This is a genomic window from Spirillospora sp. NPDC048823 (genome assembly GCF_043198445.1).
In the GTDB taxonomy this organism is placed as follows: Bacteria; Actinomycetota; Actinomycetes; order Streptosporangiales; family Streptosporangiaceae; genus Spirillospora.
The window spans coordinates 263044-286268 of the sequence record NZ_JBICUT010000006.1; the positions used below are offsets into that span (position 1 = coordinate 263044).

19 protein-coding genes are annotated in these 23225 nt (G+C 72.6%); 6 read left to right on the forward strand and 13 right to left on the reverse strand.

The genetic code is table 11. The features are described 5' to 3' along the window. Positions 1-45: 45 nt before the first annotated feature. Together ACGFK0_RS16960 and ACGFK0_RS16965 are read right to left on the reverse strand one after the other, a co-directional pair. On the reverse strand, positions 46-684 hold the full coding sequence (locus tag ACGFK0_RS16960) for a histidine phosphatase family protein (RefSeq protein ID WP_392905730.1): 639 nt from the start codon (positions 682-684) through the stop codon (positions 46-48). Positions 685-792: 108 nt separating this feature from the next. Continuing rightward, entirely contained in the window at positions 793-1719 is a 927-nt protein-coding gene (locus ACGFK0_RS16965; protein WP_392905733.1) for a LysR substrate-binding domain-containing protein, read from the reverse strand. A 72-nt stretch (positions 1720-1791) separates the two neighbouring features. Here ACGFK0_RS16965 and ACGFK0_RS16970 point away from each other — a divergent pair, with 72 nt between their 5' ends. Further along, on the forward strand, positions 1792-2796 hold the full coding sequence (locus tag ACGFK0_RS16970) for an EamA family transporter (RefSeq protein WP_392905735.1): 1005 nt from the start codon (positions 1792-1794) through the stop codon (positions 2794-2796). A gap of 4 nt (positions 2797-2800) precedes the next feature. Beyond that, entirely contained in the window at positions 2801-3673 is an 873-nt protein-coding gene (locus tag ACGFK0_RS16975; RefSeq protein ID WP_392905738.1) for a dihydrodipicolinate synthase family protein, read from the forward strand. A 64-nt stretch (positions 3674-3737) separates the two neighbouring features. On the opposite strand, the gene hemL is transcribed toward ACGFK0_RS16975, so the two are convergent. Beyond that, the gene (gene hemL / locus ACGFK0_RS16980) at positions 3738-5027 is read right to left on the reverse strand and encodes a glutamate-1-semialdehyde 2,1-aminomutase (RefSeq protein WP_392905741.1); all 1290 of its coding nucleotides are present in this window, start codon (positions 5025-5027) and stop codon (positions 3738-3740) included. A 198-nt stretch (positions 5028-5225) separates the two neighbouring features. Here hemL and ACGFK0_RS16985 point away from each other — a divergent pair, with 198 nt between their 5' ends. Continuing rightward, positions 5226-6941: a serine/threonine-protein kinase gene (locus tag ACGFK0_RS16985; protein WP_392905743.1), complete on the forward strand. Its 1716-nt coding sequence runs from the start codon at positions 5226-5228 to the stop codon at positions 6939-6941. Here ACGFK0_RS16985 and ACGFK0_RS16990 read toward each other — a convergent pair whose 3' ends face one another. The 8 genes from ACGFK0_RS16990 to ACGFK0_RS17025 form a co-directional block, all read right to left on the reverse strand. Next, positions 6942-7589 carry a bifunctional DNA primase/polymerase gene (locus ACGFK0_RS16990; RefSeq protein ID WP_392905986.1) on the reverse strand — a complete coding sequence of 216 codons (648 nt, stop codon included), beginning with the start codon at positions 7587-7589 and terminating at the stop codon, positions 6942-6944. It abuts the gene before it with no gap. Between the two features lie 241 nt (positions 7590-7830). Beyond that, positions 7831-8826 carry a porphobilinogen synthase gene (gene hemB / locus ACGFK0_RS16995; RefSeq protein WP_392905745.1) on the reverse strand — a complete coding sequence of 332 codons (996 nt, stop codon included), beginning with the start codon at positions 8824-8826 and terminating at the stop codon, positions 7831-7833. Positions 8827-8894: 68 nt separating this feature from the next. After that, a complete protein-coding gene (locus ACGFK0_RS17000; RefSeq protein ID WP_392905988.1) occupies positions 8895-10424 on the reverse strand; it encodes a uroporphyrinogen-III synthase in 1530 nt (509 codons plus the stop codon). Between the two features lie 143 nt (positions 10425-10567). Then, positions 10568-11437: a hydroxymethylbilane synthase gene (gene hemC / locus ACGFK0_RS17005; RefSeq protein WP_392905989.1), complete on the reverse strand. Its 870-nt coding sequence runs from the start codon at positions 11435-11437 to the stop codon at positions 10568-10570. A 112-nt stretch (positions 11438-11549) separates the two neighbouring features. Then, positions 11550-13175 carry a glutamyl-tRNA reductase gene (locus ACGFK0_RS17010; RefSeq protein ID WP_392905747.1) on the reverse strand — a complete coding sequence of 542 codons (1626 nt, stop codon included), beginning with the start codon at positions 13173-13175 and terminating at the stop codon, positions 11550-11552. Between the two features lie 83 nt (positions 13176-13258). Beyond that, the gene (locus ACGFK0_RS17015; protein WP_392905749.1) at positions 13259-13999 is read right to left on the reverse strand and encodes a redox-sensing transcriptional repressor Rex; all 741 of its coding nucleotides are present in this window, start codon (positions 13997-13999) and stop codon (positions 13259-13261) included. A 345-nt stretch (positions 14000-14344) separates the two neighbouring features. Next, positions 14345-14617 (reverse strand): glutaredoxin family protein, encoded by a 273-nt coding sequence (locus ACGFK0_RS17020; RefSeq protein WP_392905751.1) that lies wholly within the window; start codon positions 14615-14617, stop codon positions 14345-14347. A gap of 1 nt (position 14618) precedes the next feature. Continuing rightward, positions 14619-15947, reverse strand: a complete 1329-nt coding sequence (locus ACGFK0_RS17025) for a putative quinol monooxygenase (RefSeq protein WP_392905753.1) — start codon at positions 15945-15947, stop codon at positions 14619-14621. A 156-nt stretch (positions 15948-16103) separates the two neighbouring features. Here ACGFK0_RS17025 and ACGFK0_RS17030 point away from each other — a divergent pair, with 156 nt between their 5' ends. The 3 genes from ACGFK0_RS17030 to ACGFK0_RS17040 all read left to right on the forward strand — a co-directional run bounded on the left by ACGFK0_RS17030 (position 16104) and on the right by ACGFK0_RS17040 (position 21347). Continuing rightward, a complete protein-coding gene (locus tag ACGFK0_RS17030) occupies positions 16104-16742 on the forward strand; it encodes a sigma-70 family RNA polymerase sigma factor (RefSeq protein WP_392905755.1) in 639 nt (212 codons plus the stop codon). Between the two features lie 455 nt (positions 16743-17197). Then, positions 17198-18070: an HAD family hydrolase gene (locus ACGFK0_RS17035; RefSeq protein WP_392905758.1), complete on the forward strand. Its 873-nt coding sequence runs from the start codon at positions 17198-17200 to the stop codon at positions 18068-18070. Positions 18071-18131: 61 nt separating this feature from the next. Further along, positions 18132-21347 carry an ATP-binding protein gene (locus tag ACGFK0_RS17040; protein WP_392905759.1) on the forward strand — a complete coding sequence of 1072 codons (3216 nt, stop codon included), beginning with the start codon at positions 18132-18134 and terminating at the stop codon, positions 21345-21347. On the opposite strand, the gene ACGFK0_RS17045 is transcribed toward ACGFK0_RS17040, so the two are convergent. Next, positions 21344-22129, reverse strand: coding sequence for an ABC transporter permease (locus tag ACGFK0_RS17045; protein WP_392905761.1), 786 nt, complete (start codon positions 22127-22129; stop codon positions 21344-21346). The two genes, ACGFK0_RS17040 and ACGFK0_RS17045, sit on opposite strands and share 4 nt — an antisense overlap. Beyond that, positions 22126-23148 carry an ATP-binding cassette domain-containing protein gene (locus ACGFK0_RS17050; protein WP_392905764.1) on the reverse strand — a complete coding sequence of 341 codons (1023 nt, stop codon included), beginning with the start codon at positions 23146-23148 and terminating at the stop codon, positions 22126-22128. The genes ACGFK0_RS17045 and ACGFK0_RS17050 overlap by 4 nt, the downstream gene beginning before the upstream one ends. Positions 23149-23225: the final 77 nt, after the last annotated feature.

The following is a 23225-nucleotide window of genomic DNA, read 5'->3' on the forward strand; positions in this document are numbered from 1 at the left end:
CGGACCCTCCTACTACAAGACGTAGTACACAACGTACCGGTGCGGTCAGGCACCCGCGACACTGGGCCCCTTCGCCATCCCGGCCGCGGGCTCGTTGTAGACGACGTCCACCAGCCGGCTGCCGTCGAAGGTCAGGCTCGTCACGCTGGCCAGGGTGCACTCGCGCTGGTGCGGCAGATGCCAGAGGCGGCGCCGCTCGGCGTGCAGCCGCAGGATCCAGACGGGCAGCTGGTGGCTGACGCACACGGCCTCGTGGCCCCGCGCCGCCTCCCGCGCCCTGATGACGGCGGCGCGCATCCGGGCGGCGAGCGCCCGGTACGGCTCCCCCCAGGACGGCCGGAACGGGTTGCGCAGGTGGTACCAGTGCTCCGGGCGGCGCAGCGAACCGGCGCCCGCCCCGAACGTCAGCCCCTCGAAGTGGTTGTCGGCCTCGATCAGACGATCGTCCACCGTGACGGGCAGGTCGAACGCGTCGGCGAGCGGTGCGGCCGTCTCCAGCGCCCGCTGCATCGGCGAGGAGAAGAGCGCGGTGACGTCCCGGTCGGCGAACCATTTGGCGGCGGCCTTCGCCATGAGGACACCGTCCTCGCTGAGGCGGTACCCGGGCAGCCGGCCGTACAGGATGCCGTCGGGGTTGTGCACCTCACCGTGCCGCAACAGGTGAACGATCGTCTTTTCAGTCATTGCGAGGTCAGATTACCTTCGTCCCCCCGCGCCCCCGCCCACCGGCCGCCCCCTGGGGCGCGGCTCAGCGGCGGGCGGAGGCGACGGAGGGGACGGCCGCGGCGGCGCTCAGGCCGGGGCCGGGGTGAGCACGCGGGCGTCGGCGGGGACGGCGGTGCGCAGCGCGGTGACGGCGGCGCGGATCGCGGGACGGCGGGCGGCCTCCTCGCGCCATACCGCGTAGACGCGGCGCGACAGCGGGGCGTCCAGCGGGACGACCGCCACACCGGGCGGCACGTCGCAGCGGCCGAGGCGCGGCAGGATCGTGTTGCCGAGCCCGGCGGCGACGAGGGACAGCTGCGTGGCGAACTCGTAGGCCATGTGGGCGATCTCGGGTTCGCTGTCGATGGCGCGGAGCGTGCGCAGGAGCCAGCCGCAGCAGATGCTGTCCGGCGACGAGCTGATCCACGGGTCGCCCGCCAGCTCCTTGAGGTCGATCGTGTCGCGGCCCGCGAGGGCGTGGCTCTCCGGCAGCGCCACGTCGGCGACGTCGTCGCAGATGACGCCCTTGCACAGGCCCTCGGGCAGGGGAAGCGGCTCGTTGTTCCAGTCCTGGACGACGGCCATGTCGAGGTCGCCGCGCGACAGGAGCGGCATGCTGCGCATCGGGTCCTCCTCGCTGAGCTGGACGCGCAGGTCGGGGTGGTCCGCGCGGAGCGCGCGCAGGGCGGCCGGCATGAGCCCGCGGATCGCGGTGGGGAACGCGGCGACGGAGAGCTGCCCGACGACGGAGCCGCGGTGCGCCTCCAGGTCGGCCTGCGCCTGCTCAACGAGGGACAGGATCCGCTCGGCGTGGGCGACGAGGAGTACGGCGGCGTCGGTGAGCCGGACGCCGCGGCCGTTGCGTTCGAGGAGCTTCTGGCCGGTCTCCCGCTCCAGCTTGGCCAGCTGCTGGGAGACGGCCGAGGTCGTCACATGCAGGACGTCCGCGGCGGCGCTGACCGAGCCGTAGGTCGCGACCGAGTGCAGCGCCCGCAGCCGTTCGAGATCAAGCATGAAGCAATACTAAAACGAAGTTTCAAGAAGTTCTCGCTTGTCCTAAAACAAGTGGGTGACGACGATCGGGGAATGAGATCACGCCACGTCGCGCTGGCCACCTTGATCGCCGCGCTGTGGGGGTTCAACTTCGTCCCGATCCGGGTGGCGCTGGACGACTTCCCGCCGCTGCTGATGGCCTCGCTGCGGTTCGCGGCCGCGGCGCTCCCGGCCGTGTTCTTCGTCCGCCGGCCGCCGGTGCCGGCGCGCTGGCTCGTGCTGGTCGGCGTCCCGCTCGGCGTGGGGCAGTTCGGCCTGCTGTTCCTCGGCATGCACATGGGGATGCCCGCCGGCCTGGCGTCGGTCGTCCTGCAGGTGCAGGCGATCTTCACGGCGCTGTTCGCGGGCCTGCTGCTGCGCGAGCGCCTCACCGTCCGGCAGATCGCGGGCATGGTCGTCGCGTTCACCGGTGTCACGCTCATCGGCGTGGCCCAGGCCGAAGGCGGGAGCCCGGTCGGGGCGTTCCTGATCTGCCTGCTCGCCGCGGCGAGCTGGGGGCTGGCGAACGTGGCGATGCGGCGGATGAACCAGGCCGCCCGCGGGCCGGTCGACGCGTTCGGGTTCATGGTGTGGGTGTCCCTGGTGCCGCCGCTCCCGCTGCTCGCCCTCTCGCTGATCTTCGAGGGGCCGGGGGCCGTCCCGGAAGCGGCGCGCAACCTGTCGTTCGCCGGGGTCGCGTCGATGGCGTTCATCGCCTACGTCTCGACCCTGTGCTGCTTCGGCGCGTGGGGGTGGCTGATGCGCCGGTACGAGGCCAGCACCGTCGCCATGTACTCGCTGCTCGTCCCGCCGTTCGGACTCGCCTCGGCCGGCCTCCTGCTGGGCGAGCACGTGGACGCGACCCGCCTCACCGGCGCCGCGCTGGTCATCGCGGGCGTCGCCGCCGGCAGCGTCCGCCTGCGGTCGCGCATCGGCCTCACTCCGCCCGCCCGCACCGACATCCGCCCCGCGGACATCCGCCCCACGGACATCCGCCCCGCCGACAACCACTCCGCCGAAATCCGCCCTGCCGAAATCCGGCCCGCCGAAACCAGGTGAGACCATGCACGGAATCCACGCCTCTCTCGTGACGCCGTTCACCCGCTCCGGGGACGTGGACGCCAAGTCGCTCGAACGGCTCGCGGTCCACTGCCTGGACAACGGCGCGGACGGGCTCGTCGCGCTGGGCACGACCGGCGAGGCCGCCCTGCTGAGCCCTGGCGAGCAGCGGACGGTGCTGGAGGTGTGCCGTGCCGTCTCCGACGACCGCCGGACACCGCTGACCGTCGGCGCCGGGACGATGGGCACCGCGGACTCCATCCGGCAGGCCCGCGAACGCGCCCCGCTCGCCGACGCGCTGCTCGTCGTCGTCCCGTACTACCTGCGCCCGTCGGACGACGCCGTCATCGACCACTTCGCCGCGATCGGCGCCGCCGTGGACGTCCCGCTCCTCCCGTACAACATCCCGTACCGGACGGGGAAGCACCTGTCCGCCGGCACCCTCGTGCGGCTGCTCTCCCTCGATTGCGTCGCCGGCATGAAGCACTGCGCGGGCGCCATCGACCACGACACCCTCGGCATGCTGGCGGCGGGCACCGGAAAAGCGGTCCTGAGCGGGGACGACGCGTACATCTACCCGATGCTCCAGCTCGGCGCGTCCGGAGGCGTCGCCGCGTGTGCGTGCCTCGCGCCCGCCGCCTACGCCGCGATGGCGGGCGCGGCACGCGACGGCGACGCGGCACGCGGGCTGAAGCTCCACAACGCGCTGTTCCCGATGACGGAGGCGCTGTTCAGCGAACCGGCACCCGCCGTCCTCAAGGCGTGCCTCGCGGAGGAGGGACTGATCGACGAGCCCGCGGTGCGCGCTCCGCTGCAAGCACCGCGTCCCGAGTCGGTCGCCGCGGCCCTCGCCGCCTATCGCGCCCTGCCCGCGTAAGCCGCCCGGCCCGTCCGGGCCTGCCCGTCCAAGCCTGTAGAACGACGCCAGAGCGCTTCTTGGGCTACGCCTGGGCCGCGGCTCGGGCGGCATGCGGAAGGGCGTCCAGAATGCGTCCCAGAGCCTCCTCGTCATGCGCGGACGACAGGAACCACACCTCGTACGCCGACGGAGGCAGATACACGCCTCGTTCCAGGGCGGCGTGGAAGAACGCGGCGTACGCCTTGGCGTCCTGGCGCTGCGCGGTGGCGAAGTCACCCACCCGCCCCTCACTGAAGAACACCGAGAACAGGTTGCCGGCGTTCTGCACCGAGTGGGGGACGCCCTCGCGCTCCAGGGCCTCGGACGCGGCCCTCGACACGATCTCCGCCGAGCGGTCGATCGTCGCGTACACCTCGGCGGTGGCGTTCCGCAGCGTGGCGATGCCGGCGGCGGTGGCGAGCGGGTTCCCCGACAGCGTGCCCGCCTGGTAGACGGGACCGGCCGGGGCGAGATGGTCCATGACGTCGGCGCGTCCCCCGAACGCGGCGGCGGGCAGCCCCCCGCCCATCACCTTCCCGAACGTCATCAGGTCGCCCGCCACACCCTCGATCCCGAACCAGCCGGACGCGGACGCCCGGAACCCGGTGAGGACCTCGTCGATGACCAGCAGCGCACCGTACCGCTCGCACAGCCGCTTCAGCAGCGCGTTGAAGCCGGACAGCGGCGGCACCACGCCCATGTTGCACGGCACCGCCTCGGTGATGACGCACGCTATGTCGGTGCCGTGCTCGTCGAACGCCGTCTCCAGCGCCGTGACGTCGTTGTACGGCAGGATCAGCGTGTCGGCGGTGGTCGCGCCGGTCACGCCCGGGGTGTCGGGCAGGCCGAACGTGGCGACGCCCGACCCCGCCGCGGCGAGCAGCGAGTCGACGTGCCCGTGGTAGCAGCCCGCGAACTTCACGATCTTGGGACGTCCGGTGAAGCCGCGCGCCAGCCGGATCGCCGACATCGTCGCCTCGGTCCCCGAGTTGACGAGCCGGACCTTCTCCGCCGGCGTCCGGGACACGAGTTCCCCGGCGAGTTCCACCTCTCCCGGCGTCGGCGCCCCGTAGGACGTGCCGCGGCCCGCCGCGTCCCGCACCGCCTCGACGACGGCCGGATGCGCGTGCCCGAGGATCATCGGCCCCCACGAGCACACCAGGTCGACGTACTCGTTGCCGTCGGCGTCCGTCAGGTACGGCCCGCGCCCCGACACCATGAAACGGGGCGTCCCGCCGACGGCCCCGAACGCCCGGACCGGCGAGTTCACGCCCCCGGGGACGATCGCGGCGGCACGGTCGAACAACTGCTGGGAGTGATCGATACCAGTCACGGAAGCAGTCTCTCAGTTGCAGTTCGGCGACTTACCTTGACCTCGCACGGTACGGGCCGATATTCCACCAAGTACGACATCGGAAGTACGACATCGGCACCCTGGCACTCACAGGTTCTCGCACGTGGTCCAGCGGCGCCTCACTGACTCACCGGCTGTACTCACCGGCCGAACTCATTGACAGGCCGTATCGGAGGGATGGCTTTCAACGTGGTTGACGGCTGGACGGTCCCGGGCTTCACCCACGACCGGGAACTGGGCGGCGGCGCCTCGGGCCGGGTGATGCTGGCGACCGACGACATGACCAGCACCAAGGTCGCGATCAAGTACCTCGCCGGGGCGCTCGGCGCCGACGAGGCCTTTCTGGCGCGGTTCCGCGCCACCGCGCGGCGCCTGTCGCAGCTCGAGGATCCCAACGTGGTCGACCTGTACGACTTCGTGGAGACCCCGGAGGGCGCCGCGATCGTCATGCAGTACGCCGAGGGCGTCAGCCTGCGGCGGGTGCTGGCCGCGCAGGGCCCCACCGGCCCGCTGGCGGCGCTGTCGATGCTCGGCGGGACGCTCCTCGGCCTCGCGGCGGCGCACGAGCACGGCATCGTTCACGGCGCGATGCGCCCGGCGAACATCCTGGTGGACGGGGACGGCAACGCGCGGCTCACCGACTTCGCGACGTCCTCCACGGGGACCGAGGCGCAGTCCGGCCCGCCGTACGCGGCGCCCGAACTGTGGGACGGTGTGCCCGCCACCGTCGCCACCGACCTGTACGCCGCCACCGCGATCTTCTACGAGTGCCTCACCGGGCGGCCCCCGTACGCGGGACGGAACATGGCGCGGCTGCACCGCGAGGCGCCGATCCCCGCCGACGAGGTGCCGGGGCCGCTGCGCAATCTGATCCACCAGGGCCTCGCGAAGGACCCGGCCCAGCGGCCGCAGTCCGTCGTCGACTACCTCGCCGCCCTGGAGGACGCGGCCGTCTCCGCGTACGGCCCGTCCTGGGAGGCGCAGGGCCGCGGGCGGCTCACCGAACTCGCCGCGCAGGCCGCGCGGTATCCCGAGCCGCCGAAGCCGAAGGCGTCCCGCAGCAGCGGCCTTAACCCGATCGTCGCCGGCAAGCAGGCCGGGGGCCGCGGCGGGCGGACCCGCTGGGTCCTCGCCGCCGTCGCCGTCCTCGTGGTCGCCGGCGCCGGCGCGAGCGCCATGACGCTGCTGAAGGGGGACGAGACGCCGCCGCCCGACCCGGCGCCGGCGCAGAGCAGCACCCCGCAGCCCACGCTGCCCGCCGGTGGCGTCGACCCGAGGCCGCTCGTCGCGCAGATCGACCAGGCCATCGCCAAGGCGCCCGGCGCCGTGTTCAGCTACCGGCAGTCGGGCTGCTGCGGCTTCCCCGCGAGCGCCAAGGGGACGTTCGGCCTGGTGCAGGGCGGGCAGCCGTCCTACTCGCTGACGCTGGCGGGAACGGGCTCGACCCGTAAACCGGTGCGTGCCGTCATCGTCCAGGACCGGTTCTACATGCGCGTCGGCAAGCGGTGGAAGGCGTCGGCGCTCGGCGGAAGCGGCTACCCGGCGGCGGCCGGCCAGGTGCGCCAGGGCAGTTCCGTCACGAACCTGACGGCGCTGCTGCAGTCGGCGACGAAGCTGACCAAGTCGCCGCCGACCGAGTCGGGAACGATCTACGAGGGCGAGGCCCCGGCCGCGAAGCTGGCGCAGGTGCCCGGCATCGGCCCCATGTACGCGCAGATGTCCCAGGCGACCGGCGTGCAGCAGATCACCTTCGCCATCAAACTCGACGCCGGCCACCGGCCCACGAAGTTCTGGGTCCGCGCCGGCACGGAGGACGGCCGCAACCAGAAGATCAGCGGCTCGTACACCAAGTGGGGACCCAAGGCCGCCATCAAAGCCCCGCGGACGGCTTGACTAGGCGTCCTCGCAGCTGTCGGCGAGGACTTCCAGGAGGCGCAGGGGGTCGGGCAGGGGGCCGCCGGCGGGCGGCCTCAGCCAGCTGACCTCGCCGCCGTCGTACGGGAGGACGGACGGCGGCGCGACGACGTAGCTGTCGCGGCAGTGCCACCGCATGCCGGGCGTCTCGGCGACGTCCTCCGGCAGGGTGTCAAGGTGGCAGGACCACCATTCGTCCTCGTCGACGGGCGCGCCGCGGGTCGCGACGAAGAACAGGTGCCGGTCGCCGCCGACGGACGCGACCGGCCCGACGGGCAGGTCGCCGGAGGCGATCCGGTCGAGCGCGACGGTGCCCGCGGCGGCCGGGACGTCGAACACGTCGAACACCCGGCCGGTCGGCAGGATGATGTTGGCCAGGGGACGTTCGGACCACCAGCGTCCGATGGTGTCGGCGTCCACGCTGGCCTGGTGCGCCCAGGCCGCCGATACCGGATGCGCGCCCGGGTCGGGGCACCCGATGCGGTCGCACGAACAGGCCCGGTCACCGCCGCCGGGCGGATGCGCGCCGGGAAAGCACGGCCAGCCGAGGCCGGCGTATTGCCGCGCCGCCGAGGCCATCCTGTCGCGTGCCGCCTTCTGCCGCTTGCTCCCCGACACCACCAGCATCTCCGCCCCCAATTACCCAAGGTCGAACGTGGGTTCTTGACTAACGATGATGCCCGGCACGCAAACACCCGGACACGGCTACCCCCAGAAACAACCCCAATTGACTACCCCCTCCGTGGAGGGAGGGAGATTCCGGGATTTCTCCCGTTATGAGAGGTGCCCGAGCAGGGCGGACGACGCCCGGGTGGCGGACCGGCCGGTGATGATGATGTCCGGCCGGTGATGTCCGGCCGGTGATGTCCTAGGACAGGCGGCGGGCGACCTCGGTGGCCCAGTACGTCAGCGCGATGTCGGCGCCGGCGCGGCGGATGGACAGCAGCGACTCCATGATCGTCCGCTCGCGGTCGATCCAGCCCTTCTCCGCGGCGGCCTCGATCATCGCGTACTCGCCGCTCACCTGGTAGGCGACGACGGGGACGTCGACGGCGTCGCGGACGCGGCGGACGACGTCGAGGTAGGCGCCCGCGGGCTTCACCATGACCATGTCGGCGCCCTCGTCGAGGTCGAGGAACACCTCGCGCAGCGACTCGTCGGAGTTCGCCGGGTCCTGCTGGTGGGTGGAGCGGTCGCCGAACCGCGGGGCGCACTCGGCGGCTTCGCGGAACGGGCCGTAGTACGCCGAGGCGTACTTCGCCGAATACGCCATGATCGCGATGTCCGGGTGGCCGGCGCCGTCGAGGGCCGCGCGGATCGCGGCGACCTGGCCGTCCATCATGCCGCTCGGGCCGACGACCGCCGAGCCCGCCTCGGCCTGCGCGACCGCGATCGAGGCGTACCGCTCCAGCGTCGCGTCGTTGTCCATCTCCCCGCCGGACTCGCCGGAGCCGGTGAGGACGCCGCAGTGCCCGTGGTCGGTGTACTCGTCGAGGCAGAGGTCCGTCATGATCACGGTCGAGTCGCCCAGGTCGGCGTTCAGGTCGCGCAGCGCGAGCTGGACGATGCCGTCCGGGTCGTCGGCGCCGGAGCCGACGCCGTCCTTGACCGCGGGGACGCCGAACAGGATGATGCCGCCGACCCCGGCCTCGACCGCCTCGTGCGCGGCCTTGCGGAGGCTGTCGCGGGTGTGCTGGAACACGCCCGGCATGGACGAGACGGGCTGCGGCTCGGCGATGCCCTCCTTCACGAACATCGGCAGGACCAGTTCGGCCGGGCTGAGCCGTGTCTCGGCCACCATCCGGCGCAGGGCGGGCGTGCGGCGCAGCCGCCGCGGCCGGGCAACGGGGAACTGTGCGGACATGATCCTTCTTTCCGGGTCGGTCTACGCCACGCGAACACGGCCCCCGGTGAGCCGTGCCGGCGGCGGCTTCACCTGCGGCGCCGGGCCCCCCGGCGCATCTGGCTGGGCTTGCGGAGCGGGTCTCCCGCCTCGATCTGGGCCGCCCTCCGCTTGGCGCCGTACTCCGCGAGCGCCTCCGCGAGGGCCGATGCCGAGGGCTTGTCCGCCATGACGTCGACGCGCAGCCCGTACTCCTGCGCCGTCTTCGCCGTCTGCGGGCCGATCACGGCGATCACCGTCACATTGTGCGGCTTGCCGGCGATCCCGATCAGGTTCTTCACCGTGGACGACGAGGTGAACAGCACGGCGTCGAACCCGCCGCCCTTGATCGCCTCACGGATCGGCGCGGGCGGCGGCGCGGCCCGGACCGTCCGGTAGGCGGTGACGTCCTCGCACTCCCAGCCCAGCTCGGTCAGCCTGGCGATGAGCACGTCGGTGGCGATGTCGGCGCGCGGCAGCAGCACCCGGTTGATCGGGTCGAGGTCCTCGTCGTAGGGCGGCCACTCGCGCGCCAGGCCCTCCCCGGACTGCTCGCCGGACGGCGTCAGGTCGGGCTGGATGCCGAACTCGACCAGCGCGGCGGCGGTCTGCTCGCCGACGGCGGCGACCTTCAGCCCGGCGAACGCGCGGGCGTCGAGGCCGTAGTCGACGAACTTCTCCCGGACGGCCTTGACGGCGTTGGTGGAGGTGAACACCACCCACTCGTACCGTCCGGTGACCAGGCCCTTGACGGCACGGTCCATCTGCTGCGGGGTGCGCGGCGGCTCCACGGAGATCGTCGGGACCTCGTCGGGGACGGCGCCGTACCCGCGCAGCTGTTCCGACAGCGACGCGGCCTGCTCCTTCGTGCGCGGCACGAGGACCCGCCACCCGAACAGCGCCTTCGTCTCGAACCAGGACAGCCTGTCGCGCCAGCCGACCACGTCCCCGACGATGATCAGGGCGGGCGCCTCCATGCCCTTGGTCGCGGACGCCAGTTTCTGCAGTGTCGACACGACGGTCTCCTGCTCGGTGGTCGTGCCGAGGCTCGTCATCGCGGCGGGGGTGGAGTCGGGACGTCCCGCGGCGACCAGGCCCTTGCAGACCTCCGCCACGGCGCCCTCCGCGCCGATGATCACCAGGGTGGTGTCCGGGGCGGCGAACCGCTCCCAGTCGACGCCGGCCTGCGAGGCGTCCACGACCCGGACCTCGCGGTGCTCGGCGTCGGTCAGCGGGATGCCCGCGTACCCGGGCACGCCCGTCACCGCGGACACGCCCGGCACGACCTCGAACGGCACACCGGCCTTGGCGAGGGCGCCGCCCTCGGCGGCCAGCCCGCACATCACGCCGGGGTCGCCGCTCAGCAGCCGGACGACCCGCCGGCCCGCCTGCGCGGCGCGGGCGGCGAGCCGGACGGGGTCACCCTCCGCCGAGTCGATGATCTCCACATCGGGCCGGCAGTGGGACAGGATCTCCTCCGGGCAGTGGGCCCGGCTCACGATCACCGTGTCGGCGCGTTCCAGTTCGGCGGCGGCGCGCAGGGTCAGCAGGCCCGGATCGCCCGGCCCCATCCCGACGATCGAGACGGTGCCGACGCCGGTGCCTCCGGCCGCGGTCCCCTCACTCCCCTTGGCCGTGCTCCCCCTGGCCGCCTGCTCGGCCTCTGGAGGCCGGGCGGGCGTGCTCTTCGTATTCTCGGCGGCGCTGCTCTTCGCGGCGGGGCTCAATCGCGCTCCCCCATCAACTGGTCGGCCCCCTGCGCGAGCAGCCGGTCCGCGAGGTCGCGTCCGATCTGCTCGGCGGCATCCGGGTGGCCGCTTGCGGACAGCCTGATCTGGCGGCTCCCGTCGATCGCCGCGACGGTCGCCGTCAGATGCAGCTTTTCATCTACTTCGGCAGCGTATGTTCCCACGGGCGCGGAACAACCCGCCTCCAGGACGGCCAGCACGGTCCGCTCGGCGGTGACGGACCTCCTGGTCGCGGCGTCGTCGACCATTCCAAGAAGTTCGCGGAGGTCGGCCCTGTCGGCGCGGCATTCCAGCGCGAGCGCCCCCTGCCCGGGGGCCGGCAGCATCTGGTCGGGGTCGAAGACCTCGCCGACCGCCGCCAGCCGGTCGATCCGCTTCAGGCCCGCGTGGGCGAGCACGACGGCGTCGAGTTCACCGTCGGTGACCTTGCGGAGCCGGGTGTCGGCGTTGCCGCGGATCGGGACGATCTCCAGGTCGGGCCGCAGCGCGCGCAGCTGTGCGACCCGGCGTGGGGAGCCGGTGCCGATGCGCGCCCCGCGCGGCAGGTCGGCGAGCTTCGCCGGGCCGCACAGGGCGTCGCGGGGGTCATCGCGCAGGGGTGTCGCGGCGAGGGCGATCCCCGGCGTCTCGGACGTCGGCAGGTCCTTCAGCGAGTGCACGGCGAAATCCACCTCGCCGGACAGGATCTTGTCGCGAAGCGCATTGACGAAGACCCCCGTCCCGCCGATCTGGGCGAGCAGGGCCTTGGAAACATCACCCTGCGTGGTTACCCCGACCAGCTCGACGGCATGCCCCGTCAGCTGCGTCAACGCGTCCGCGACGCGCTGCGACTGGGTCGTCGCCATCAGGCTCTTGCGGGTACCGAGCCGCAGCGGCCCCCCGCCTGGAGTGCTCAATCCCCTGCTCAATCCCCTGCTCCGCTCGACTTCCGGCGGACGGCCGGCGGGCCGCCCGCGCTCACGTCACGTCTCCTTCGCGCGCCGCCACGGCATCGCGGGCGCTGACCGCCCGGACGCTCGCGGCCTGCGCGTTCACCGTCTCCGCGGGCACGCCCAGCACATCCGTGCTCTGTGTCTCGTGCGCCTTGACGTCCTGCAAACTGACCTCGTGCAGGCCGGCCGTGTTCACGCCGGCCTCGTTCACGCCGGCCTCGTTCAGTTCGATGCCCCGTGCGCCCTCGGCGGGCGACGGGATACTCACGCAGTCGGCCTCGGCGCAGTCCGGGTCAACCGCGGGGGTCGAACCGTTCCACACGGCCGAGGCGCCCGGCTCGTCCTCGCGCATGTCGGCGCGGGCCACCGCCTCGGGGGCCTTCGGGTCCAGGTCGAACAGCTCGCGCAGCGCGTCGGCGTAGGAGTCGCCGCCCGGCGCCGCCGCCAGCTCCTTCACCCGGACGGTCGGCGCGTGGAGCAGCTTGTCCACCACGCGCCGGACGGTCTGGTCGATCTCCTTGCGGGCCCGGTCGTCCATCTCGGGCAGCCGCCCGGCGAGCCGGTTCAGCTCCGCCTCGACGACCTCCGCCGCCTTGCTGCGCAGCGCGACGACCGTCGGGGCGACGGCGGCGGCGCGGACCGCGGACAGGAACGCCTCGACCTCCTCGCACACGATCCGCCGGACGGCGTCGACGGCCTCAGGGCCGATGGCCTTCGCCGCCTCCTGCGCGGTCCGCAGATCGTCCAGCCCGGCCAGTTCGACGCCCGGCAGGTCGCCCGCGTCGCGGTCGATGTCGTGCGGCAGCGCCAGGTCGAGGAAGAACCGCCTGCGTCCGTCGGAGCCGACGCCCCGCGCGGCGAGCCGCGCCGCCGTCATGACCAGCCCGGCCGCGCCGGTGCACGACACCACCAGGTCGGCCTCGGTGATCGCGGCGTCCAGCACCGAAAGCTCGATGGCCCGGGACGGCACCTCCAGCGACTCCGCCAGCCGCACCGCCCGGTCGTGGGTGCGGTTCGCGACGACGACCTCGCGGACTCCGGACCGGCTCAGCGTCGCCGCCGCCAGCGAGCTCATCGAGCCGGCGCCGACGACCAGCGCCCGTACCTCGTCCAGCGGCCCGAGATGCCGGGCGGCGACCTCCAGGCCCACGCTGACCAGCGACGCGCCCGCCTTGTCGATGCCGGTCTCGTGGTGGGCGCGCTTGCCCACCCGCAGCGACTGCTGCAGGACGTCGTGCAGGTCGCGGCCGAGCGTGCCCTCCTCCTGGGCGAGCCGGAACGCCTGCCGGATCTGCCCGAGGATCTGGCCCTCGCCGACGACCATCGACTCCAGGCCGCACGCCACCGCGAACACGTGCTGGACGGCCCGCTCCTCATAGTGGACGTACAGGTGCCGCGACAGGTCGTCCATCGGGATGCCGGAGTGCAGGGCCAGCAGCTCGGAGATCGCCGAGACGCCCCCGTGGAACTTGTCCACCACCGCGTAGATCTCGACGCGGTTGCACGTCGAGACGATGGCGGCCTGGGCGACGTTCGCGGACTCGTGCACCGCGTGCAGCAGCTTGACCAGGTCGTCCCCGGCCACCGCCGCCCGTTCCAGCACCGCCACGGGCGCGCTCCGGTGACTGAGCCCCACGACCAGAATGCTCATATGGCCTCTCCCGCGTCTCCCTGGTTTCCCGCGTCTCCCGGTCGGACCGCCCCGATCATGCCGTCCCGATCACACTGTCCCGATCATGCCTCGACAGTCTCTACGTAATGGGTCGTGCCGGGAGGCGCGTCACCCGCGGCGAGGGGGGCGAGACCGTCCGGCCCCCCGGCCTTGCGCTGCTCGTGGAACGCGAGGATCTGCAGCTCGATCGACAGGTCGACCTTCCGCACATCGACTCCTTCGGGTACCGAGAGCACCACCGGCGCGAAGTTCAGGACGCTCGTCACACCCGCGGCCACCACACGATCGCACACCCCCTGGGCCGCGCCCGCGGGGGTGGCGATCACGGCGATGGACACGCCGTGGCCCGCGATGATGTCCTCCAGCAGGTCGATGTTCTGCACCGTCATCCCGGAGATCTCCTGGCCGACGATGGACTCGTCCGCGTCGAGCAGGCCGGCCACGCGGAAACCGCGGGACGCGAAACCGCCGTAGCCGGCCAACGCACGGCCCAGGTTACCGACCCCGATGATGGCGACCACCCAGTCCTGGGTGAGCCCGAGTTCACGGGAGATCTGGTAGACGAGGTACTCCACCTCGTACCCGACGCCGCGCGTCCCATACGAGCCCAGGTGGGACAGGTCCTTGCGGAGTTTGGCCGAGTTGACGCCGGCGGCCGCGGCCAGTTCCTCCGAGGACACGGTCGTGATGCCGCGCTCCTGCAGCGCGGTCAGCGCCCGCAGGTACACCGGCAGCCGCGCCACGGTGGCTTCGGGGATGCCGCGCCCTGCACGGTCGCGTTGTCGGTTCTGTCGAGGTGTCACGGCCTGCTCTTCGGGCTCGACGCTGGGTACGGGGTCACGCCGACCCCTGGCTCCGGTTCTCGCGGGGGCGGGCAGCGGCTCACGGCCGCGACCTGACCGCCCCGGGGCTGTCCACCAGGTTAAGCCTTTGTGAACACGCGCACAAAGTCACCCCCCCGGATAGCGGACTCCGGACGCTCGCGCGCGACCGCGAAAGCGCCGTCCAGCAGCAACTTTTCAGGGTACGCGGCACCCGCCCGGCCGCCGCCGGATGTGACCGACCAGACATATCCGTCGGTACGACCCGGAGACGCACGGCGGCCCGGAGACGCGCGGCGGCCGGAAGGGCCCGGCTCGGCACGGGTGTCAGGCCGGTTCGCGCAGCTTCGCGATGGCGGCGCGCAGGCGGGCCTCGTCGACGCGCCAGAAGTCGTGCTGGACGCCGTTGACGAGCGTGACCGGGATCTGCTCCCAGTACTGCTCGGTGAGCTCCTCGGACCTGGTGATGTCACGCTCTTCCCACGGCACGCCCAGATCGCGGGCGACCCGCTCGATCACCGCACGGGCGTCGTCGCACAGATGGCAGCCGGGCTTGCCGAGCAGCGTGATCGTGATACTCGCCTTCTCGCTGGCCGTCATGTCACCTCCCGGGGTACTCCGGTGCGGGGAGCGGCACCTTGGCGGCGCCGAGGCGCAGCTCGATCACGTTGGTGGCCAGCACGTGCGTGCGGGACTCCGCCAGGAAGCGCTGCAGGTGCGGCTGCTGCCGGTGCGCGGCGAACGCCGCCTCGTCCCGGAAGAGCTGGTAGAAGATCCGCTGCGTGGGGCCGCCCACCACCTCGTGGCAGGCGAAGATCATCGTGTCGGGCTCGACCGCGAGGGCCGCCTTCACGAGGTCGGTGGCGAGCCGGTCGAAGGCGTCCTCGCGTCCGTCCAGCAGCGTGTAGACGGTGATCTGGCCGCATGCCCCGGCCAGCTCGCCGCCGAACGCGCCCCTGGACGGCCCGGCGTGCCGGTTCTGCTCGGGCAGCCCGGCGACTCCCATGCCGGCGGCACCGGCACGGCCGCCGGCACCGTCCACGGCGGTGGGGCCCGCGGGGTTGTCCGGAGGGAAGCGCAGCGGTTCGGCGGGGGCCGGCTCGGGGAAGCGCAGTTCCCCGCGCCTCGGGTCGGGCGACGGGGTCGGCGCCGGGACGGGGTCGGGCCGGACGGACTCGGCCCGCGAGCGCGGGTACCCCTGCTCTTCGTACCCGGTCATCGGCTCATTTCCGTGGTCGTCCCTGTAGCCGTCATAGCCCTCTTCGTCGTCGTACACCGGGATCGTGCGCATCGCGCCGTACCAGACGAGGCCGGCGGCGGCGCCCAGGGCGATCACCGCGAGCGGCGCGGGCAGGAACCCGCGGGTGCCGCTCACCACCAGGACGCCCGCCAGGGCGACCAGGGCGATCGGGATCAGCAGCTCGCCGGCCTCCTCGTCCCGCTTGCTCGCCAGCCAGGCGGTGACCCCGGTGCACGCCGCCAACGCGAGCACGGCGACGACGTGCGCGCCGTCGATCAGCAGCAGCGGCAGGGCGTCGTAGGTGGAGCCGGGTTTGGGCAGGTCCTTGGACAGCGAGCCCTTGAGCGGGTCCAGGAGCAGGATGACGATCGCGACGAACGTGTAGGAGATCGCGAACAGCCAGGCGGCGAACCGCACCTGCACGTACCGGGCGATCAGCTCGATCATGCCGAGCGCGAGCCAGAGCGGCCCGATCAGGGCCGCCCCGAGCTCCATGACGCGGAAGAACACGCCGTTGAATCCGGCCAGGAACCCGACGCCCATCGACAGCAGGGCGAGCGAAAGCCCGACCTGGGTGAACGACCAGGCGATGAGGTAGAGCAGCCGGTCTTGGTAGGCGCGCTGAATCAGCAACCCGGTGACCAGTAAGGCACCAAGGGTCGCCACGAGCGCGAGGAGAGCAGAGACCATCGCGCCCCATGGTGCCCGATGCCGGGGGCTGACGGGTAACCGCTCCCGAGAACGCACGTGCATGTGCCCGTGCACACACACCATTGCCTGGCGTACCTATCGGTATCTAGAGTGGCAAATCACGCCGGAGGTCGCGTACGCCCCGAGGAGATCTGCATGAGCAGCTTGACCCTCGATGCCGGGGTCCTCCCACTTCCCCGGTCGATCCGAGGCGGCGCCGACCGCACTTCCGGCCCTGCCGACCGGGCGGAGCTGCTCAAGGCCCTGGTCCTGCGGGCACGGGACGGCGACGCCGACGCGTTCGGCTCCCTCTACGACCACTACGTCGAACTGGTCTACCGCTACGTCTACTACCGGGTCGGGACGCACTCGCTCACCGAGGACCTCACCAGCGAGACGTTCCTCCGCGCGCTCCGCCGGATCTGCGACTTCCACTGGCAGGGCAAGGACTTCGGGGCCTGGCTGGTGACGATCGCCCGGAACCTGGTCGCCGACCATTTCAAGTCCGGCCGCTACCGGCTGGAGGTCTGCACCGCCGAGCTCGTCGAACCGGACCGGCCACAGGAGGGGCCCGAGCGGGCCGTCCTGGACTCGATGACGAACCGGACCCTGCTGGCGGCCGTCCGCCGGCTGGGGTCCGAGCAGCAGGAATGCGTCGTCCTGCGGTTCCTGCACGGGCTGTCGGTCGCCGAGACCGCGCTGGTCATGGACAAGAAGCCGGGCGCGATCAAGGCGCTGCAGTACCGGGCCGTCCGGTCGCTGGCGCGCATGCTCCCACCCGACCTGTGCCACTAGCCCCCGACCCGCAATACGGCCGACCTGCACTCCGGCCGACTCGTACTCCGGCCGACTCGTACTCCGGCCGACTCGTACTCCGGCCGACCTGTACTCGGCGGATCTGTACTCGGCTGACAGTGCCCAGGCGTCCGGCGGCATCAACGCATTATTAGATAGTTTATTAATTAACTGTCGGGCCGTAACCGGCCGCGCCACCCGATCGTTTTGCGGGCAGGAGCGCGTTCGCGCCTGGATTCCGCGAGGGAGCGGCCAGTTGAGAACCGGGCGAGGAAAGATCGCCGAACATGGGAACGCGCTGGCCCGGTTGCGGGCGAGCGACGCGGGGCCGGACCCGCGCTTCCGCGCGGCGCTGCGCGAGCGGCTCGTCGCGGCGGCGAGCGACCGGAGTGACAACCGTCGCAATCACGGGCGCGCGGACGGCTCGGGCAAGGGGGTTGACTAGGCTCACCTCCATGCGGCGATTCTGGCAACGCGGCAAGGATGAAGATCACAAGAGCGCCGGGGAGGTGGCCGCCGCGGCCGCGACCGAACCCGAGCCGCTTCCCGAGCCCGACCCCGCCGCGGCGGCGTTCTTCGACGTCGACAACACGATGATGCGCGGCGCGTCCATCTACTACTTCGCGCGGGGCCTCGCCTCCCGCAAGCTGTTCACCATGCGCGACCTCGCCATGTTCGCCTGGGGGCAGGCCGCGTTCCGGCTCCGCGGCACCGAGAACTCCGAGCACATCGGCAGCGCCAAGGAGGCCGCGCTCTCGTTCGTCGCCGGGCAGAAGGTCAACGGGATCGTCAAGCTCAGCGAGGAGATCTACGACGAGGTGATGGCCGACCGGATCTGGCACGGCACCCGCACCCTCGCCCTCCAGCACCTCGACGCCGGCCAGCAGGTCTGGCTCGTCACCGCCACGCCCGTCGAGGTCGCCCGGACGATCGCGCACCGCCTCGGCCTCACCGGCGCGCTCGGCACCGTCGCGGAGACGCGCGACGGCGTCTACACGGGACGGCTCGTCGGGAACCTGCTGCACGGCCCCGCGAAGGCCGAGGCCGTCCGCGCCCTCGCGCAGCGCGAGGGCCTGGACCTGGCGCGCTGCGCCGCCTACAGCGACTCGATCAACGACCTGCCGATGCTGACCGCCGTCGGCCATCCGCACGCCGTGAACCCCGACGCCGAACTGCGCGAGCACGCCAGGGACCACGGCTGGCCGATCCACGACTTCCGCACCGGCCGCAAGGTCACGATGATCGCGCTGCCCGCCGCGGCGGGCGCCGGCGCGATAGCGGGCAGCGTGGCGGCGGGCGTGGCTCTCCGCCGCCACTACCGCAGCTGACCCGCCCGGTAACCACGACATGCCGCAAGTGAACGTGGGCGACGGGGCTTAGCCTTTTCGCGTGAGCGTCGAACTGGCGTTGTTGTCCCGCGTCGCCTGCCGTGGGCGGGATGTCACGAGCCCCCGGCTGCGCGGCCTGCTCGCGCTGCTCGCGGAGGAGCCGCGGGCGGGCGTGCCCGTCGTCCGCCTGGTCGAGGGGCTGTGGCCGGACGAGCGTCCGGAGAACCCGTCCAAGGCGCTCCAGGTCGTCGTCTCACGGGCGCGGTCACAGCTCGGCGCGGACGTCATCGTGAGCACCCCGTCCGGGTACCGGCTGGGGCTGGACGAGCCCGAAGTGGACGCGTCGGCCGTGCTGCTCGCCGCGTCCGCGAGCGCCCGGTGCTCTCGCGACGGCGACCAGGCGGGCGCGCTCACACACGCCGTGGAGGGCCTCGCGCTGTGGGACGCACCTCCGGAGCCGGACGACGGAGACGATCCGCTGTCCGATCCGCTGTTGTCCGATCCGCTGTCCGTGCTGCGCACGAAGAGGGCCTCGACGTACCGGGCGCTGGTGCGTGCCCGTGCGCTGGCGCTGGCGCGGCTCGACCGGCACGCGGAGGGGTTCGACGCGCTCACCGCCGTCGCCCGCGCGTCCCCCCGGGACGAGGAGGTCCTCGCCGAACTTCTGCGCTGCGAGGCGGCGACCGCCGGCCCGTCCGCCGCGCTGACCCGGTACGAGTCCTACCGGCGCTCGCTGCGCGACGAACTCGGCACCGACCCGGGGGCCGCGCTCAAGGCCGTCCAGCAGGGGCTGCTGCGGGACGAGGCACCCGCCGTACGGCGAGGCGTCGCGCACGAGCCGAACCCGCTGCTCGGCCGCGCCGGCGCCCTTGCCGCCGTGCGGGATCTGCTGCGCACCTCACGCGTCACCTCGATCGTCGGGCCGGGCGGGCTCGGCAAGACCCGGCTCGCGAACGCCGTGGCGCGCGACGCCCCGCAGCCGGCCGTGCACGTCGTCGCGCTCGCCGGCGTCGCCCGGAACGAGGACGTGGCGGCCGAGGTGGCGTCCGTCCTCGGCGTCGGCGACCCGCGCCGGGCCGCCCCCGGCCGCCTCGGCGGGGCGGCGGACCGGCTCGGCGGGATCGCGGAGACGCTCGGGCAGGGCCCGGCACTGCTCGTCCTGGACAACTGCGAGCACGTCGCCGACGGCGCCGCCGCCCTGGTCGGCGGCCTGGTGTCGATGACGCGGGACCTGCGTGTCCTCACCACGAGCCGCGCGCCGCTCGGCCTGTCGTCGGAGTCGGTGTACCCGCTGCCCGCGCTGGACCTGCCGACCGCCGTGGAGCTGTTCCGGCAGCGCGCGCACGCGGCCCGGCCGGACGCCGACCTCCCGGCGGACGCGGTGGAGGAGCTGTGCCGGCACCTGGACGGGCTGCCGCTCGCCGTCGAGCTGGCGGCGGCGCGCGTCCGCGTCATGTCGGTGCCCGAAATCACCCGCGGGCTGGACGACCGGTTCGCGCTGCTGCGCGGCAACGCGCGCGACGCGCCGTCCAGGCACCGCACCATGCATGCCGTCGTCGACTGGAGCTGGAACCTCCTCAGCCCGTCCGGGCGGGACGCCATGCGGTCGCTGTCGATCTTCTCCGCCGGTTTCACCGCGGACGCGGCGCGCCATTTCCTGGGCGGCGACACCCTGAGAACCCTCGACACCCTGGAAGACCTCGTCGGCCAGTCGCTGCTCGAAATGACCGAGAGCGGCTCCGGGACGCGATTCCGGATGCTGGAGAGCGTCCGGGAGTTCAGCGCGGCCCACCGCGAGGGGGAGGGGGCCGAAGGCGGGACGGACCGCGCGATCGACGGGCTGCTCGCCTGGGCGCGGGAGTACGGCGCCGCGCATCAGGAGGCCCTGTTCGGGTCCGAGCCCTTGGCGCGCGTCCGGGTCGAGCAGGACAACCTGCTGCAGGCGCTCCGCCATGGGCTCGCCCGCGGGGACGGCCCGGCCGTCGCGGCGGTGACCGCGGTCCTGGGCGGCATGTGGATGCTGGAGTCCGCGTACGACCGGCTGATCGTCATGGCCGAGGAGACCGCCGGGCTGCTGAGCCGCTTCCGCCCCGGGTCCGAAGACGTCGAGACGACCCGGACGGCCCTCACCGTCAGCACCCTGACGTCGCTCCTGCTGAAAGGACCGCGGCCGACGCGCACCCTCGTCGCGCTGCGCCGCCTGCCGCCGGCGGCGCCGACCAGCCTCATCCGGGCCATGGCGATCCTGATGGCCGCCGGGCCGGAGATCCTCGACCCGGACGGCGGCGCGGCCGTCCTCGACCGGATGCGCGCGAGCGGCGAGCCGCTTCTGGCCGCCCTCGCGAACTGCGTCGCCGGCTACATCCGGGAACGTGACGGCGACCTGACCGGCGCGCTCGCGGCCACCGAGGCGATGCTGCCCGCGTCCGGCGATCAGCACACTCCATGGCTCAGGCTGCTCGCCCACTCGCGGCTCAGCGAACTGCTGCTGCAGCTCGACCGGGGCGAGCGGGCCGCGCACCACCTGCACGTGTCCCTGGACCTGCTCAAAGAGCACGGAGGTTCCGACATGTTCGGGCTCCTGTGGGCGCTCGCGGCCGCCGACATCAGCCTCGGCAACGTCGACCGGGCGGAACACTGGCTCGACCAGTCGCTCGTGTCCGGCCCGGACGAGACGTTCGGCACCGCCACGTTCAACCTCGGCGCCCGCGCGGAGATCGCCTTCAGCCGCGGCGACACCGAAACCGGCCTGCGGCTCTGGCGGCAGGCGGTGCAGCGGCTGGCGGACGAAGAGAACCCCATGTCGGCGCCCGGCCTGGACCCGTGGGAGCTCGAAGGCCACTGCGTCACCGTCGTCGCCCACGCGCGGCACGGGCGCCTCGACCTGGTCGGCGACATCGCGGCCGGGCTGCCCGGCAAACTGACGGGACTGCTCGCCCACGCACCCGCCACGCTGCCGGCCTTCTTCATGGACCTGCCCCTCTGCGGCGGCATCCTGCTGGCCCTCGCCCTGGCCGACCTCGCCCGCGCCGGCGGCCCCGCCGAAGCGCCGCCGGACGTCCGGACGCGGGCCGCCCGCACGATCGCGCTGGCGGAGCGGCTGCACTTCGTCCGGAACTTCCAGCCGACCATGTCCGCGTCGGCGGCCCGCCGCGCCGCCGAGGACGCCGACGCGCCGGCGTACCTCGACGCCGTGTCGAGGTACGCCGGCCTGGGCGGCGCCGAGCTGCGCAACGCCGTCCGCGAACTCGCGGCCGGCGCGGCTAACGGGGATTAGCGGGGGGCCTTGCGGTCGAACAGCACCTTCGACAGCACGTAGCCGCCCGCGGCGAGTCCCGCACACCACGCGACGGAGACCACCGCGTCCTGGGCGTCCGGCGTGCCGACCAGCAGCCCCCGGAGCGTCTCGATGATCGGGGTGAACGGCTGGTACTCGGCGAACCACCGCACCCCGGCCGGCATCGACTCCGGCGGGACGATCGCGCTGCCCACGAACGGCAGGAACTGGATGATCAGCGGCGAGTTGCTCGCGCCCTCCGGGGTCTTCGCCAGCAGCCCCAGCGCGACCGCCACCCACGTCAGCGCGAATATGAGCAGGACCAGCAGCCCGATCGCGGCGAGCCAGTCGAGGAGGCTCCCGTCCGTCCGGAACCCCATCGCGACCGCGACCCCGATGACCGCGGCCGTGCTGATCACCGTCTGGATCATGCTGCCGACGACATGCCCGGTGAGCAGCGACACCCGCGCGATCGCCATCGTCCGGAACCTGTCGACGATGCCCTCGGTCATGTCCAGGGACACCGACACCGACGTCGTCAGGCATCCGGACGCGACGGCCATCAGGATGATCCCCGGCGCGACATAGGTGATGTAGTCGCCCTTCGCCGGCCCGCCGACGCCCTCGCCGAGCGCGTTCCCGAACACGCCGACGAACAGCATCATGATGAAGATCGGCGTCATCATCCCGGCGATCGACAGGGACGGGTAGCGCAGCGCGTGCCGCAGGTTGCGGCGCAGCATCGTCGCGGAGTCCGTCGCCGCGTGCGTGAGGGTCGTCACCGCGTGTTCGCCTTCCCGCTCCGGGGGCGCCCGGCCTCGATCTGAGGGCGTCCCGTTTCCTTCCGGTGGCATGCCGTCTCGTTCTGGGGGCGCCCGGTGAGCGCCAGGAACACGTCGTCCAGGTCGGGGGTGTGCACGGACAGCTCCCCGACGTCGATCGACGCGTCCTCCAGCCGCCCGAGCAGCGCCCGCAGCGACCGGACACCGCCGTCGCCCGGCACCTGCAACGCGAGGGCGTCATCGTCCCGCGCGACCACGCCGAGGAGCCGGGCGGCCGCGTCCAGCGCCACCGGATCCCCGAACCGCAGCCGGACGTGCCCGCCCGGAACCAGCCGCTTCAGCTCGTCCGACGTGCCCTCGGCGACCAGCCGCCCGCCGTCCAGGACCGCGATCCTGTCGGCGAGGTGGTCCGCCTCCTCCAGGTACTGCGTCGTCAGGAAGATCGTCACGCCGCGCCGGACGAGGCCGCGGACGATCTCCCACATCGTCCGCCGGCTCCGCGGGTCGAGCCCGGTCGTCGGCTCGTCCAGAAAGATGATCTGGGGGTCGCCGATCAGCGTCATCGCAAGGTCGAGCCGCCGCCGCATCCCGCCCGAGTACGTGGCGGCCGTCCTGTTCGCCGCCTCCACCAGACCGAGCCGCTCCAGCAACTCGTCGGCCGCCCTGCGTCCCGGGGCCTTGCCCAGCCGGTGCAGGTCCGCCATCAGGATCAGGTTCTCCCGCCCGGTCAGCAGCCCGTCCACCGCCGAGTACTGCCCGGTGACACCGATCGCCCTGCGCACCCCGTCGGGATCCCTCGCGATGTCCCGTCCCGCGACCCGCGCCTCGCCTCCGTCCGCACGAATCAACGTGGACAGGATTCGCACCGCCGTGGTCTTCCCCGCCCCGTTCGGCCCGAGCAGCGAGAAGACCGTCCCGCGCGCTACGTCCATATCGATTCCGTCGAGGACGACCTTCTCCCCGAACGCCTTCCGAAGCCCGGCCGCATGAATGGCCGTCTGCCGTGGTCCTGTGTTCATGACCGAAGCGTGCGCGCCTGCGCTTTCAGCCCGCTTTCACGCCGGTTTCACGCGGGCTCTCATACGTTCTCCACGAA